We start from the raw sequence: 15,653 nt of genomic DNA on the forward strand, positions 1-15,653 counted from the left end.
AGTAGTAACAAGTGATTACTTCCTATTTAATCGTATTAGAAAATGAAATAAGTTATTCACTCTTGCCCACTTTAGTCCAAACAAAAAAGCACACTACTTTTTGAGTAATGTACTTTTTATTCTTATTAAGACGCAGGTTTTGTCTCAAATGTTGCTTGATTAAAACTAATAACCTTTCCTTTCGGGTCATTGTTTTCATACTGAACTGCAGTAATTGTATGACTACCTGTTTCCAGCGTTTTTTCTTTTAACTGCACTGTTGTCTGCGTTGTACTAGTTACTTGATGTTTATCTGTATACATTTGATCTACAAATACGAATGTTTCTTTATCACTTTGAAAATTAGAAAGTTCTAATTCAACTTGCTGAATTAATGTATCCTTTTTGATGAATACAGTCGGTATATTGCCGTTTTCAGAAGTACCATCTGGAGTAATAACTTTTACTTTCCCTTCTCCAATTGACATTGCTCCTTCAGGAAATACAACCATATTCTCATCACTTGCGTTTACAACTTGTTCTTCCTGTTTTGATTGCGCGTCCTCTTTTTCCTGTGGAGCACCGCAACCAACTAATAACAATACAGACAATCCAGTGATTATGAATTTTTTCAAAATTCATCCCCCCTGTAACTTCATTATAATTTATTATACAAAAATAACTTTTAAATTTTGAGACTACTTTCAACACTTTCATGAACAAATAGAATCTTGCTCACGATTAATGTATCATACTTTCCTTAATAGAACATTAATTTTTTTTATGAAATAAATAGTAATTTCCTCTTATCTATCATTTTAGCCCAACATATGAATTACATACCCTCAAAAATAAAAAGACATTGTTAATTCAATGTCTTTTCTATACAGCAATTAAAAAACAAACGTTGTAATCTCATCTACTTCTTTTCTTGGAAGTTTCTTCGGTTTATCTTTCGGAAATCCGAGTGAAATAACCATATTTATTTGTTTTTCAGGCTCAACTTGTAAATATTGGCGCAGTTCATCTTGAGCTAGCAATACTGGCCCTGTCATTGGACAAGTACCAAGTCCCTTTGCATGTGCAGCTAACATTAAGTTTTGTGCCGCTAAACAGCTACTCTTAATGCCTTCTTCCTCCCAAACTGAATTTGGAACAAAAGCAATTGGATCAAATATCTTTTCACGGAACTTTGATTCATATGGTGTTGCCAAACATACGATTAATACTGGTGCCTCCGAGAAAGCTGTTGCATATGGTCCGAAAGAACGTGTAAGTAATTTCCCTGCTTTCTCTTCTCCATTTTCTGCTGCTTTTGCCGCAAGTTTATGTAATGCATCCCACGTCATTTGTTCAATTTCTTTAATCTTCTCTCGATTCATGATAACTAAGAATTCCCACGTTTGTGAATTCGTATCACTTGGTGCGTAACGAGCACAATCAATTATTTCTTTTATATCATTAGTAGATACTTCTTGATCTGTAAACTTTCTAACACTTCGTCTTCCGTGAATTACTTCTTTAAAATCTTCATAATTCATATATTAAATCCCCTTTTTACAGCGTTTTCAACACTTGTCCTATGCTTGAATTATATCATGAAAAAAAGCCGGAAGAATACCAGCTTTTTTCTTCATGATTAATTTGTCACTTTAAACAAACGAATACTCTCTTCGTATGCAGCTTGTAGTTTTTTCGTAATTGGTCCTCTTTCACCAGCCCCGAACTGTTCATAACCAATTTGAACGACTGGGAATATTTCAAGTGGCGTCGCTGTAAAGAAGCACTCCTCAGCGTCATATACTTCTTGTAATGAAAACTCTCGTTCCTCTACATCGATATGTAACTCTTTCGCTAATGTAATTACATAGTGACGTGTAATACCATGTAAAATGAAATGATCCGCTGGATGTGTAATCAACTTATTATTCTTCACGATAAAGAAATTGGAATGACACCCTTCAGTCACAATACCATCTCGTACTAATATTGCTTCTTGATACCCTTGTTCATTTATTTTGTTTTTGATCATGATATTAGGAAGCAAATTTAAAGATTTTATATGGCAAAACTTCCACCTGATGTCCTCTTCTACTGTCACCTTAATCCCTGCCTCCATTGAAGCAACTGGTCTTGGGAACGAAACAAGATTTGCAAAATATGTCGGTTGTAAATCTGATTCATATACATGATTGCGCGGTTGTGCACCTCTTGATATTTGTAAATATACATTCCCATCTTCTTGAAATTGATTTTTTTCAATCATTTGATATAACTCTTCTACTAATTCTTCCTTCGTAAATGGTGGAATTAGTTTTATTTCTGCCATAGAGTTAAAGAATCGTTCCAAATGTAAATCTAATAAATGAGGCTTGCCATCGTATAGTCTAAATACTTCATAAATCCCATCACCAAATTGGAAGCCTCTCTCTTCTAATGCTACCATCGGCTGTTCTTCTTTCGTATTAATCATTCTCCCATTAAACAAGATCCAATCTTTATGAGTAGCTTTCATTCTTCCCCACTCCTTTATCACATGATTGATTTTATTGTACAACTTATGACACCCTGAAAGAAGGAATTTTCTGTATTTTCACAAACTAAAAATACATCACTTCGTAAAAGTGATGTATTTTATCATTTATTTAAGGAAATATTTTTCAATATCATCTAACATAAGGTTCGCAGCTTTAATACCGCCTGCTGTATTCCAGATTACCTCATCCACTTGGAATACTTTATTATTTTTAGAAGCCTGTAGTTGCTTAAAGAGTGGATCTTCTGTCCATTCCTTCGCTAACGAATTTCCTTCATTATTCTTATCTGCATCTTTATCAGACGTGAAATAGAATAAGTAGTCTCCGTCCATATTTGGAATCTGCTCTTTTGTAATTCCTTTTATCGCAAAATCATCTTTATCTTGTAATGGTGGTCGTTTAAATCCAATATCATTTAAAACAACGCCCGAGAATGAGTTTTTTTGATAAATACGAACATCACCTGGCACGAAACGAATAATAGAAACTTTAGAATTCAATTTATCGCCTAACTTCTCTTTCATTCCTTCAATGCGTTTTTTATAATCATCAAGAGCTTTTTGCCCTTCTTTTTCTTTATTTACAGCTTTTGTATAAAGTGTAAAGTTTTCTTTCCAATCACCGCGTAATGTTTCTGCATAAACAGTTGGTGCGATTTCTTTTAGCTGATCATATATTTTTTCATGACGCATTTTATTTCCGATAATTAAATCTGGCTTAAGCTTCATTACAGCCTCTAAATTAATATCACGTTCAGTTCCTACAACTTCCGTGTTTTTTAACTCTTTCGCTAAATGAGGATACCATTCATCACCAGCACGTGGTTTCGTAGTCCCCACTGGCGTTACGCCCACAGCTAGGAGAGCCTCTGCGCCTTCATTTGTTAAAACAACAACTTTTTTAGGTGTACCATTTACTGTCGTTTCACCCATTGCATGCTTTACCGTATATGAATCTTTTGCTTTCGCTGATATATTATTTTCTTTTTTCTCTTCTTTACTACATCCTGCAATTACAACCATGAGTATCATAATGCAGAACATAATTAGTTTTTAGTATGTATCATATGTCCTCCTAGATGAAATCGATTATCATTAACATTTAAAGATTAATGTATCTTACATACATTGTCAATGTATATCAGAAAACTTTTTAATATATACTATTTAGATTCTATCCGCTTTTCTAATGTTTCTTTTAAAACATAGTGCATAAGTATGAAAAAATGTTGTTATTAAAATGCGTATCCTTGTTATACATAACAAGGATACGCATCCATATTGCACTATCATTTCAATTCCTAATATTGAGTATACTTAATATACGCTGAGTCATTATATACCCACTGATTTCCCCCAAGGTTTAACCAACCATTTTCATTTATATATACTAAATAAGATTCTGGAGAATTTAATTGGCGGATAACTGCAGATGTAGTTGATGGACCACTTCTTAAATTTACATTCATCCCTTGTATATATGCAACCCCAATCGGGCTTCCATCACTATTGCTTGTCTTTACAAAATTAATGTAAGAAGGATCATTATACACCCATTGTCCATTCCCCAAATCTAGCCATCCGTTACTTTCTTGATATACAACGTAAGATTCTGGAGAATTTAATTGACGAATAACTGAGGAAGAAGTTGATGGACCATTTCTTAAATTTACATTTTTCCCAAGAACATAAGCGATTCCCTTCGTTTGAGGTGTCGGTTGTGGGTTAGGAGGTTGTGGATTTGGAGTTACTCCAAAAATAGCTGCTATTCCATTTGCATACGCTTGACTTAGATCTTCAATAAATTGTGGATTTTTTAATAAATTTGCATCAAAAGCTGTATCAATAAAAGCAGTCTCAGTTAAAATTGCATCCATTGCGGTTTCTCTTAATACCGCATAATTTTCTTTTTTTGCTCCTCGATCACGAAGACCATATTTTGTTAATACAGGATTGACAGCTGTATGCATTTTTTGTTGCTTTGCATATGCAGTGCTGCTATTGGATAACGCATTATAAATATAACTTTCAAAACCTGTACCCCCGCCGCTATTAATATGAAATGAAATAAAATAATCCGCACTGAAAGCATTAGCAATATTAGCACGTTCAGATAAAGAAATAAACACATCACTATCACGTGTCATTTTAATTGTAATTGGGTAATTTACCGTTAAAATGTCTCGAACGCGTCTAGCAATTTGAAGTGTTAAGTTTTTTTCTACTAAACCATTACCAACAGCACCAGAATCATATCCACCGTGCCCTGCGTCTATAACAAGTTTCATTTTATTGCCCCGCCCCTTTCTTGTAATATGTTTGCATTTCTACTCGTCCTATTTTATGTGAAATGTACAAATTCTGTTACAATTGCAAATAAAAAAACCGCCTTATGTAAGGCGGTTTCTATCATCTTGCTTTAACCAATTTAAAATAAATATATACGATTGATAGTGAACATAACGTATGCAAAATAAAATAAATAAAAGTGCTATTCCAACACCACTATAAAGTAAACCGAACTTTAAAAAAACATTTACAAGTGGTGGAAAGTTTATTAGATTTTGTAATGTACTAAGCATACAAAACATAATGAAAAAGACAGGGACGTATTGTAATTCATACGGCTTTTTTTTCTTAATCATTCTTTTCCGAATGATTATATGACATAATTCTGCTACTATAAAGCACCCTCCAATTAATACAAGACCAGAAGTCATCGTCATACATCCACCTGCCTTATATTTATTGTATCGCATAAATAATCATCGTTATATTTTCTTTACGTACTCTTCATCTTCTGAAGTAAAACCAAAACTCTCTATGAAAGACTTCGCCTTTTCTGTTAATTTCTCTTGTAGCACTTTTATTTCTTTCACATTTCTTTGTTTCATCATTTCTTCAAATGTAAAATACGTATTTGTACCATAACCGTAACCTTGGTAATCAAAATGAATAATTAGCTGTGATAAAACAGCCCGTTCCTCTTGTACACTATAATCTATTACACCAATATATGTATCATCAACTTTCACACAGTACTGTACCTTTTTCTCACCTAAACTATGCGATTTAAACATTTCTTTAACAACGCTTTCATTTTCTACAGTAACTTTCTCAAACGTAATCATATGTTGTCCATCCTTTTACTATTATTGTATCAATAATACTTCCTATTTATGAAAAAAACCTTAAGACCGTATGCGATCTTAAGGTTTTTCTAATTAAACTAAGCTATACGCACGTTTTGTTTCTTCATGGAACTTATTCGTATCGTATTTATGCTCAACATAAATTTGGTGCCATACCATAAACGCAAGTACAGTCCAAATTTTACGGCTATAATCGCCTTTATCTGCACAATGTGCTTCCAGTAAGTTTAATACATACTGTTTGTCGATTAAATGCTCTGTCTTACTTTCGTTTATAATATTTATAGCCCAATCATGCATTTCGTCTTTTAACCAGTGACGAATTGGTACTGGGAATCCAAGTTTTTTACGATCTAATACGTGATCTGGAACGATTCCGCGTGCTGCTTCACGTAAAATGGCTTTCGTAGTTCCGTTAGCAATCTTAAATTCAGTTGGAATTTTAGATGCAACATCGAATACTTCTTTATCTAAGAACGGTACACGAAGTTCTAATGAGTTTGCCATTGTCATTTTATCAGCTTTTAATAAAATGTCACCGCGTAACCATGTGAACATGTCAATGTACTGCATTTTACTTACATCATCATAATCTTTAATCTCGTTATACAATGGTTTCGTGATATCCATATAGTTAACACTTTCATTGTAATACTTCATTAATTCAGCTTTTTCTTCTTCACGGAAGATTTTAGCATTTCCATAGTAACGCTCTTCAATTGGTGTACATCCACGCTCTAGGAAGCTCTTACCTTTAAATCCTTCTTTAAGAGCACCACTTAATGCTTTTAGAACGCTCTTACCTGGACTAGGGATGTAAGAGAACATTTTTAGTGAGTTTGGCTCACGGTAAATGTTATAACCACCAAATAGCTCGTCTGCGCCTTCACCAGAAAGAACAACTGTTACATGTTTACGTGCTTCTTTCGCAACGAAGTACAATGGTACAGCTGCTGGATCAGCTAAAGGATCATCCATATGCCAAATGATTTTTGGGAACTCATCCATAAATTCTTTCGCTGAAATGAATACGTTATGGTTTTTAACGCCTAATTTCTCAGCAGTTTCTTTCGCAACATCAACTTCACTGAAACCACGTTGCTCAAAACCAACAGAGAATGTTAAAAGATTTGGATTCATTTCTCTTGCGATAGAAGCGATGATAGATGAATCGATACCACCAGATAAGAATGAACCTACTGGTACATCACTACGCATATGCACTTTTACTGAATCATATAACACATCACGAATTGCTTGGATATGCTCCTCTTTCGTTGCACTTGAAGCGTTGAAATAAGGTTTCCAGTAGCGATGGATTTCCATCTCTTTACCGATTTCTTTTACGAAATAATGACCAGGCTCGATTTTATTAACATCAATTGTTAAAGTTTCTGGCTCTGGACCATATTGGTACGTAAAGTAATGTTGTAGTGACGTTGGATTAACGCCTTTATCTTCCATCACATGCATAATACTTTTCTTCTCAGATGCGAAGAATGTAGTATCACCTTGTTGTGCGATGTATAAAGGTTTAATACCGAAGTGATCACGTGCACCGAAAAGTTTCTTTTCTTCACGATCCCAAATCATAAATGCAAACATACCACGAAGGTAATCTACACATTTTTCTTTCATATGTGCATACAATGCAATGATAACTTCTGTATCAGATTGCGTTGCAAACGTTGCACCTTTTTCAAGTAACATTTCACGTAATTCTACATAGTTGTAAATTTCACCATTAAAAATAATTACATATCGATCATTTTCATAAGTTAGCGGCTGATGTCCTGCCTCTAAGTCAATGATGCTTAAACGGCGGAAGCCAAATTGTACATGTTCATCACGAAAATATCCTTCGTCATCTGGACCACGGTGGAAAATCATCGTGTTCATATTTTCAAATTGATGTTTTTCTGTTTCTGAAAACTCTCTAGGGTTTTCACATAAACATCCTACAAAACCACACATACTTCTTACCCTCTTTCAGTTTTCATTCTGTCTCTATACTACTATATCAACCCTATTTATACTAGCATAATCAACTGAATATGGCGACCAAAAACTATAAAAAAATCACTCCATTTCACATTTTTAACAATTTTTTATGAAAACATGAAAACTAGGCACTCACCTTTCTCCGCTTTTGTCATATGATATTGCAAATTGATTTCTAGGAGGGAATACCATGAGTGAAGAAAAAAAAGATTCTTCTCGCCCACCGGTTCGTAATTACTTAAAGCAAATTGATGATTTCTTCGAGCAAACACCTCTTCGCAATGTAATCGCTGATTTAAATCATTTTTTCCAAAAAGGAAACCGTTTATTAACATTCCCTGTAGATTTATATGAAGTTGGTGAAGAACTCGTTGTTACAGCTGAACTACCAGGTATACAAAAAGAACAAATCCAAATTGAAATACAAAGTGAATACTTAAAAGTCTCTGTAAAAGAAGAGATACTTGAAGAGGAAGAAGAACAAACATCCCATAACTATTATCGCCGAGAACGTTCCATTTCAGAAGCATCAAGATTGATTAAATTGCCGTATTCAATTAATAAAAAAGCGGCAAAAGCTTCTTATCAAAACGGCGTATTAGAAATTCGGGCGCCGAAACTTCCCCAGCAACATGACATTTTATCGATAGACTAATGCAAAAAAATAAGGGTGCTATGCACCCTTATTTTTAACCCACTAATCGCTTCATATCACGTATAATGTCTTCGTATGGCGTATTACTAATGCCACTATACTTTTTCATTACTTTTCCGTTTTGATCAATTAAATAAAATGATGTACCATGCATGACCTGACCGTTCTCCGGCTTATCTACAAGTGATTGGAAATTATCTTTTGAAAACTTTGTAATATCTTCTAACGAATACCCCGTTAATAAATTCCAGTTACTAGTATCCTCTGTAAACTTTTGAATAAAAGCTTTCAGATTTTCTGGCTTATCAAGGTCTGGATCTACACTAAATGAAACAAACTGAACGTCTAATTTCTCTTCTTTTGCCATCTTTTGAAGCTTGGCCATATTTGCAGTCATTGGTGGACAAACTGTCTGACAATTTGTGAACATAAAATCTGCAACCCAAACTTTCCCTTTTAAATCTTTTGTACCAAATTTCTTTCCATCTTGATTTGTAAATTGGAAGGTTTCTAAATCCCAATTTAATGGTTTACGAAGCTTTGAACCTGATTCACTACATCCAGCAAGTACAAAGAGACAAAATACAACCATAAGACCAATTATTTTTTGATAACGCTTCATTTATAAACCTCTTTTCTCTATCCTAAATTTAAATAGGTTATGTTTATAATAACAAAAGTTAACACTACGAGAAAATTGTTTACTACATTTGTTCACGAAATCGTACGAATTTACGTATGTTACTTTTTATTTCAAGCGAATTACTAGACAAAATATATTTTTTACTATTCTTTCTCTAAATAAAAGTGATAAAACTAATTTTATTGTTACTTTTGTAAATACCTCTCCTATTTTTTAACAATTCCTTAAACATTAATCCATGTTTTACACTGTATTCCTTAACAACATTTCGGTACAATACAAATACAACGATTTTAAATGAGGTGATGTTCATGGCAAAGCGCTATGAAAATATGGATAATGTTAGTACAAAAAAATCAATTCGCTCTTTTTTACGCTGGCGTAAAGAACGAAAGCAAAACAAAAAAGATTTTTCTTTCTTAGTAGAACAATCACCCGTTAAACAAAGTGCATTTTTGCAAAGTAATGTTGAAAAAACGACTATCACATGGATTGGGCATTCCACTTTTCTTATCCAAACGAATGGACTTAATATATTAACAGATCCAGTATGGGCTAATAAATTAAAGCTAGTTCCAAGACTTACAGAACCTGGACTCTCTATAGAAGCACTACCTAAAATTGATATTGTCCTTATTTCACATGGTCATTATGATCATTTAGATTTTTCAACTCTTCGTCAGTTGAATGATGATGTTCTATATCTTGTACCTATTGGATTAAAAAAATTATTTACTCGTAAGAAATTTAAACATGTAGAAGAGTATAAATGGTGGGAAAGTACGATAATTAACGAAGTTTCTTTTCACTTCGTACCCGCTCAGCACTGGACGAGAAGATTCTTATTTGATATGAATACGTCTCACTGGGGTGGATGGATTATTGATAATGAAACGACTATGGAAACCATATATTTTTGTGGTGACAGTGGCTATTTCCAAGGTTTCAAAGAAATTGGTGAACGCTTTTTAATTGATATTGCTCTTATGCCCATTGGCGCTTATGAACCAGAATGGTTTATGAAAGTATCTCATGTTTCACCTGAAGAGGCCGTGCAAGCTTATTTAGATTTAAACGCTACGCATTTTATACCAATGCATTACGGAGCTTTTGCACTCGCCGATGAAACACCTCGTGAAGCAATAACTAGACTTCGAAATAATTGGAATTTGCGCATGTTACCGTGGGAACAACTGCATGTACTCTTTTTAGGTCAAACTTTTATTTATAGTAACGCAACAAATAATAAGCAAATAAAAGAAAAAATTGAAACTTTACATGTGTAACGTAATGACTGATTTTCTATATCCAACATATAATATAGAAAATCCTATAGTGAAACTTTAATTAGTGGGTTTTCTTCATCCCCACTGATTATTTGCATTCACCAATCAAGCTTTTACGGGCAGCCCGCTACCTAACCTCTTTGCTCCAGCTAAATTTGAGGTAGAGAGTTTTACTGTCCACAAATAGCGGGATAAAGGGTGTTTTCTATGAATGAATATTTACAGACTCGCTATATCATTAGCGGTAGTGCCTGTGTAGCTCTTCTTATTTCTTACTTTCTATTTACATAAAAAAGCTACTTGAAATATATTTTCAAGTAGCTTTTTTATTACTCTGCTAAATACATAAATCCGATTGCGCCCGGACCTGTATGAGTACTAATAATAGGCGTTGTATAGAAAATTTCTGATTGAGCAAATCCACTTACTTTTTCAACCGCCGCTTTCATACTTTCAGCTAAAGGAATTGCTTTCGCATGCGGAATTGCAACAGCTTTTACGACTTTTCCAGCCGTATCTTGCTCAAATAACTTAGCTAATGTTTTTACAATTTGGCCTTGGCTACGAACTTTCGTTACAGGATTATAAACACCGTCTTCAAGACTAGCAATTGGCTTTATATTAAGTAGAGAACCGATAAACGCTTTTCCTTTACCGATACGTCCACCCTTCACTAAGTTTTCTAATGTATCCACTACTACATATAAACGAGTATTCTTTCTTACTTCATCTACACGTTTTAAAATTTCTTCTAGTGAGCGTCCGTCATTTGCCATTTTTGCAGCTTCAATTACTTGATATGCTAAAGCATGTGTAATAAATTGAGAATCAACAACTGTTACTTTTGTATCAGTCATTGATGCAGCGCTATTTGCAGTTGCTACAGTACCGCTCATTCCACTTGTCATATGGATAGAAAGGACTTCGCTTCCATCTTCCCCTAACTTGTCATACATTTCTACAAATGTACCCATAGCTGGTTGTGATGTTTTTGGTAATTCCTCTGATTTAATCATTTCTTCAATAAATTCGTCAGGTTGTAAATCAACGCGATCTAAATATGTTTGTCCATTTACAGAGATTGATAATGGTAAAACATGAATGTCATACTTTTCGATTACGTCTTGTGATAAATCTGCCGTTGAATCTGTTACAATTTTAATTTTTTGCATACTATACTTCTTCCCTTTCCAATACGCTCTCCTTGTTATTATACTAGTATTCCCATTGCTTTCAACAATTTGGAACGAAATTTCATCAAATTAATTATATTTTCATATCTAAAATGAAAAAGACAGAGTTTACTAACCCTGTCCGTACTTCGTATCATGCATTTTTTTCAAGGGTATTTGTTTTATATACATTTAAATAATCATTCCACTTCAAACAATTTTGTAAATATTCACGGAAAGAATACGAAAATCTTGGGTGTTTTTGTTTTTGAATTTTTGCAATAAATAATTGAAGACGAGACTGAATTAGAAACGATAATGGATGCTGTGCCTGTAGGACAGGGATTTCGAATATTTTAATGCAATCCCCTGTTGAATGAGTGAAATAAAAACTTTTCGTAATCACAATATCAATCCTCTTTTTCATTGGATTTTTGAACTTCCTCTACTTTGCGCTGTAACACGTTGTTTAAAGTGGAGTAAAATCAGACTTATATGATTTCTGTAGTCCTTATGGCTAGAAGATTTATACTCTATTCATCTCCACCTAATTCACCTTCCCGCCCTAAATATCTCTGAGACGGGAATCTCATTATCCATCAATTGTTTAATACATTTAGTATAAGCTTATAAAAGCGCAAAGTTTGTCTAAATTTTGGAGATTCTATAATTTTTTTCTTCTATATATTGTATACGTTTATAGCTATAGTATAACAAATAAATAAAAAAGTGCCTTTATAACGAGGCACTTTTCGACTGCATTTCTTCTCTTTTCTTTTTCCTCTTACTAACAACCTTTGATAACGCAATACTTACTTCATAAATACAAATAAGCGGCACTGCAACTAAACTATGAGATAAAAAGTCTGGCGGTGATATACAAGATGCAATGATAATTAATGCTACGTAAGCATACCTTCTTATTTTTATTAAAAATTCCGCCGTAAGTATTCCAATACTAGTTAAAAACATTACAACGACTGGCAATTCAAAAATCACAGCAAATGGAACTGTTAAATTAAGTACAAAATGAAAATACTTTTCTGTCGTAAACATCGTATTAAACATTTCATTACCTATCGTAGTTAAAAAGTGAAATAGAAACGGCATTACAATAAAGTATCCAAAACATAAACCTGCAATAAATAATATAGACAATACCGGTATATACATTATTGTCATCTTTTGTTCATTTGGATGTAAACCCGGTTTTACAAATAACCAAATTTGTATAGCAGCAAAAGGAATTGTACAAACGATAGCAAATACTGTAGCAATCGAGAAAAAAATCCACAATACATCACTTGGACCGAGAACAGTTAATTTCATTGGTAAATCTTTTACAAGCCAAAAATAAATATCCTTTGTAAAAGTAAATCCAATAATTAAAAATAGTACAAAGGATAACACCGTATATATTACTCTTTTTCGAAGCTCAACAATATGTTCTACTACGCTCATTTCCCGATTTTCCATCTCGTTCACCACACTTTATTTATCCATTACAAGGAAAATACACTACATTTTTTCTTTCTTTTCCTTTTCTTGAAATGCGTCATCTGTCAATTCTTTCGTTGATTTTTTAAACTCTTTTAACGTTTCCCCTAAAGCCTTCCCGATTTCCGGCAATTTTTTAGGTCCAAATAAAATGAGTACTGCTACTAAAATTAAAATTAACCCTGGAAAGCCAATATTTGAAAACATTTCCCCATCCCCTTTATTAGTAGTTTCCTTGTCCTACTATTACATAATTTTATTTTGTCAAAAAAGTTTGAAAACGTCAACAAATCCATTGTCTTTTGTCAAAAAAATTCAAAAATATAATCAATTATACAAATTTCATTTTCTATTGCTCTTGTGTATGATATGGTAAGGGAAATGACATATTATTTTATGATAGTAGAAAGGATTTGCATTATGACTGAAAAAATGACACGAATGACCCAATTTGTAAAAGAAGAAATTGCAAATGCAATTACACATGGTATCGGTGCCATTTTAAGCATCCCTGCCTTAATCATATTGATTATTCATGCTTCTAAGCACGGTACCGCATCAGCCGTAGTTGCATTTACTGTTTATGGTGTAAGTATGTTCTTACTGTACTTGTTTTCAACATTGCTACATAGCATTCATCATCCTAAAGTAGAAAAAATATTTACTATTTTAGATCATTCAGCCATTTACTTATTGATTGCTGGCACGTATACTCCTTTTCTACTTATTACACTTCGTGGCCCATTAGGATGGACGTTGCTTGCTATAATATGGACACTAGCAATCGGAGGTATCGTCTTCAAAATTTTCTTTGTACGTCGCTTTATTAAGGCATCAACGCTATGTTATATCATAATGGGATGGCTCATAATCGTTGCTATTAAACCACTTTATGAAAATCTAACTGGACATGGTTTTTCACTACTTTTAGCAGGTGGCATTTTATATTCTGTCGGAGCTATATTCTTCCTTTGGGAAAAGCTACCTTTCAACCATGCCATATGGCACCTGTTCGTTTTAGGTGGTAGTGCGATGATGTTCTTCTGTGTACTCTTTTATGTCTTACCTACAGCATAATAAAAAGGATTCAGCTTACGATAAGCTGAATCCTTTTTTATTACTTATGTAATTGTGATGCAATAACTTCCTGTGTATGCTTCGTTAATTCTTTAATATCCATATTCGCATAATCTTCAGGTGTAATCGGCTTAGAAATTGTTACTGTTGCATGAGCTGGCTTCATACGATTTCCATTGGCTTCAAACATCTTATATGTACCATCTAACGTTACAGGTAAAATTGCTACACCTGACTTTACTGCAAGATGAAAACTACCAGCCTTAAACTCTCCAACTTCGCCACCCTTACTTCTCGTTCCTTCAGGGAAAATTACGATAGAATGTCCATTCTTTAATAGTTCAATTCCATCTTTAATCGCTTGAAGAGATTGACGACGATCGCTACGATCCATAAATACACAATTCATCAGTTCCATCCAAGTTGGTACAACTGGGAACTTTTTAATCTCTGCTTTTGAAACGAATCCAATTGGTTTATTTAAGTAACCTAGTAAAACAGGGATATCCATATTACTTTGGTGATTACTTACAACTAGCACTGGCTTGTCTTTCGGAACATTTTCAAGTCCTTTCACTTCTACTGCCCCTCCAGCTACACGTACCATTTTCTTACCAAACCAATTTGTCGTTTTATACACAGCATTGTCTTTTTCTTTTGGCGCCATCGTATTTACTTGTCTTTTAAGACGCCACATTCTCGGTGTAATCGCAATTACGATTAAAATTAAATAAAAGATTTTAAAAAACGTTTGAATCATACAGAACCCCCACCTATTATCATTCCGACCTTCATTATACTAGACAAACGAAGGAAAAAGAAGAAAAAAAGTCCAAACAGCAAGTGTTCGGACTTTTTAAGCATTCTATATTAGAAACGTTTTGCTAATTCACGAGCATTAGCAATTGCTGCTTCTTTAATTTCTTGTGCTTTTTCAGGGTTTGCATTCATGCCTTCAACTGCAATATATTCAGTATCATTCACACCGACAAATCCTAATACAGTCTTTAAGTGATTACGACCGAAGTCTACAGCTGCGTATGCTCCTTCAGAATATACGCCACCTGTTGCTTGAATGTGAAGTGCTTTTTTACCTTCTAATAAGCCGACTGGACCATTTTCAGTATATTTGAATGTTTTACCTGCGATTGCTACGTTATCTAAGTATGCTTTTACTACTGGTGGATAGCTAAAGTTCCACATTGGAGTTACGAATACATAACGATCTGCATTCATAAATGTTTCTAAGTTTGTGTTCATTGCTGCTATTTTTTGTTGTTGAACTTCAGTTAAAGCTTCAAAGCCTTCACCTGCTGCAAATTTACCCCAAGCAGCAAATACATCTGCATCAATTGCTGGTACTGTAGTGTTGAATAAATCAATTGTTACAACTTCGTCTTGTGGATGTTCGTTTTTATAAGCTTCGATGAAAGCTTCCCCTACTGCCATTCCGAAAGAACCTTCTGCTGAATTTGGATTTGCTGTAATAAATAGTACTTTTGTCATTGTATTCTCTCCCTTTTTTCTCTTTATCTTTAATTCAAGATTTGTTTTTTAAAAGTTAATAACTTACCTTATGTAAGTATAATATAAAAAGTTTTAATCAATGTCAATAAAAAATAGCTACTTTTTTTTCGTAAGTTAATGATTTACTT

Annotated in this window: 18 protein-coding genes; 3 read left to right on the top strand and 15 right to left on the bottom strand. The window is 33.6% G+C overall.

What is annotated here, in order from left to right:
• Nucleotides 1-125: 125 nt before the first annotated feature.
• From IQ781_RS04565 to asnB, 8 genes are all read right to left on the bottom strand, one after another.
• Entirely contained in the window at nucleotides 126-614 is a 489-nt protein-coding gene (locus IQ781_RS04565) for a putative periplasmic lipoprotein (RefSeq protein ID WP_000713496.1), read from the bottom strand.
• Between the two features lie 258 nt (nucleotides 615-872).
• Nucleotides 873-1,520, bottom strand: coding sequence for a nitroreductase family protein (locus tag IQ781_RS04570; RefSeq protein ID WP_001105288.1), 648 nt, complete (start codon nucleotides 1,518-1,520; stop codon nucleotides 873-875).
• 98 nt (nucleotides 1,521-1,618) lie between these two features.
• On the bottom strand, nucleotides 1,619-2,494 hold the full coding sequence (gene dat, locus IQ781_RS04575) for a D-amino-acid transaminase (RefSeq protein ID WP_065211746.1): 876 nt from the start codon (nucleotides 2,492-2,494) through the stop codon (nucleotides 1,619-1,621).
• Between the two features lie 126 nt (nucleotides 2,495-2,620).
• The gene (locus IQ781_RS04580) at nucleotides 2,621-3,559 is read right to left on the bottom strand and encodes an ABC transporter substrate-binding protein (RefSeq protein WP_242808243.1); all 939 of its coding nucleotides are present in this window, start codon (nucleotides 3,557-3,559) and stop codon (nucleotides 2,621-2,623) included.
• 257 nt (nucleotides 3,560-3,816) lie between these two features.
• Nucleotides 3,817-4,803, bottom strand: coding sequence for an N-acetylmuramoyl-L-alanine amidase (locus IQ781_RS04585; RefSeq protein ID WP_000779892.1), 987 nt, complete (start codon nucleotides 4,801-4,803; stop codon nucleotides 3,817-3,819).
• Nucleotides 4,804-4,905: 102 nt separating this feature from the next.
• Nucleotides 4,906-5,235 (bottom strand): hypothetical protein, encoded by a 330-nt coding sequence (locus IQ781_RS04590; RefSeq protein WP_000200455.1) that lies wholly within the window; start codon nucleotides 5,233-5,235, stop codon nucleotides 4,906-4,908.
• 51 nt (nucleotides 5,236-5,286) lie between these two features.
• A complete protein-coding gene (locus IQ781_RS04595; RefSeq protein WP_000627523.1) occupies nucleotides 5,287-5,646 on the bottom strand; it encodes a GNAT family N-acetyltransferase in 360 nt (119 codons plus the stop codon).
• A gap of 93 nt (nucleotides 5,647-5,739) precedes the next feature.
• Nucleotides 5,740-7,641 carry an asparagine synthase (glutamine-hydrolyzing) gene (gene asnB, locus IQ781_RS04600; protein ID WP_000333816.1) on the bottom strand — a complete coding sequence of 634 codons (1,902 nt, stop codon included), beginning with the start codon at nucleotides 7,639-7,641 and terminating at the stop codon, nucleotides 5,740-5,742.
• Nucleotides 7,642-7,858: 217 nt separating this feature from the next.
• Between asnB and IQ781_RS04605 the strand changes: the two genes are divergently transcribed.
• Entirely contained in the window at nucleotides 7,859-8,323 is a 465-nt protein-coding gene (locus IQ781_RS04605; RefSeq protein ID WP_001288085.1) for an Hsp20/alpha crystallin family protein, read from the top strand.
• 34 nt (nucleotides 8,324-8,357) lie between these two features.
• Here the strand turns inward: IQ781_RS04605 and IQ781_RS04610 are convergent, their stop codons facing one another.
• Nucleotides 8,358-8,945 (bottom strand): SCO family protein, encoded by a 588-nt coding sequence (locus tag IQ781_RS04610; RefSeq protein WP_000833331.1) that lies wholly within the window; start codon nucleotides 8,943-8,945, stop codon nucleotides 8,358-8,360.
• Nucleotides 8,946-9,277: 332 nt separating this feature from the next.
• Between IQ781_RS04610 and IQ781_RS04615 the strand changes: the two genes are divergently transcribed.
• Nucleotides 9,278-10,252, top strand: coding sequence for an MBL fold metallo-hydrolase (locus IQ781_RS04615; protein ID WP_001129629.1), 975 nt, complete (start codon nucleotides 9,278-9,280; stop codon nucleotides 10,250-10,252).
• A 329-nt stretch (nucleotides 10,253-10,581) separates the two neighbouring features.
• Here IQ781_RS04615 and IQ781_RS04620 read toward each other — a convergent pair whose 3' ends face one another.
• The 4 genes from IQ781_RS04620 to IQ781_RS04635 all read right to left on the bottom strand — a co-directional run bounded on the left by IQ781_RS04620 (nucleotide 10,582) and on the right by IQ781_RS04635 (nucleotide 13,128).
• Nucleotides 10,582-11,424, bottom strand: a complete 843-nt coding sequence (locus IQ781_RS04620; protein WP_001169470.1) for a DegV family protein — start codon at nucleotides 11,422-11,424, stop codon at nucleotides 10,582-10,584.
• Nucleotides 11,425-11,578: 154 nt separating this feature from the next.
• On the bottom strand, nucleotides 11,579-11,830 hold the full coding sequence (locus IQ781_RS04625; RefSeq protein ID WP_000629012.1) for a DUF2535 family protein: 252 nt from the start codon (nucleotides 11,828-11,830) through the stop codon (nucleotides 11,579-11,581).
• Nucleotides 11,831-12,159: 329 nt separating this feature from the next.
• Nucleotides 12,160-12,900: a twin-arginine translocase subunit TatC gene (tatC, locus tag IQ781_RS04630; protein ID WP_000431523.1), complete on the bottom strand. Its 741-nt coding sequence runs from the start codon at nucleotides 12,898-12,900 to the stop codon at nucleotides 12,160-12,162.
• A 42-nt stretch (nucleotides 12,901-12,942) separates the two neighbouring features.
• Nucleotides 12,943-13,128 (bottom strand): twin-arginine translocase TatA/TatE family subunit, encoded by a 186-nt coding sequence (locus IQ781_RS04635; protein ID WP_000492443.1) that lies wholly within the window; start codon nucleotides 13,126-13,128, stop codon nucleotides 12,943-12,945.
• Nucleotides 13,129-13,341: 213 nt separating this feature from the next.
• Here IQ781_RS04635 and trhA point away from each other — a divergent pair, with 213 nt between their 5' ends.
• The gene (trhA, locus tag IQ781_RS04640) at nucleotides 13,342-13,998 is read left to right on the top strand and encodes a PAQR family membrane homeostasis protein TrhA (RefSeq protein ID WP_000136889.1); all 657 of its coding nucleotides are present in this window, start codon (nucleotides 13,342-13,344) and stop codon (nucleotides 13,996-13,998) included.
• 40 nt (nucleotides 13,999-14,038) lie between these two features.
• Here the strand turns inward: trhA and IQ781_RS04645 are convergent, their stop codons facing one another.
• A complete protein-coding gene (locus tag IQ781_RS04645) occupies nucleotides 14,039-14,758 on the bottom strand; it encodes a lysophospholipid acyltransferase family protein (RefSeq protein WP_000616577.1) in 720 nt (239 codons plus the stop codon).
• A gap of 110 nt (nucleotides 14,759-14,868) precedes the next feature.
• Nucleotides 14,869-15,504: an FMN-dependent NADH-azoreductase gene (locus IQ781_RS04650; RefSeq protein ID WP_065211745.1), complete on the bottom strand. Its 636-nt coding sequence runs from the start codon at nucleotides 15,502-15,504 to the stop codon at nucleotides 14,869-14,871.
• Nucleotides 15,505-15,653 lie beyond the last annotated feature (149 nt).

This window comes from Bacillus sp. N447-1 (assembly GCF_022701035.1).
Lineage (GTDB): Bacteria > Bacillota > Bacilli > Bacillales > Bacillaceae_G > Bacillus_A > Bacillus_A cereus.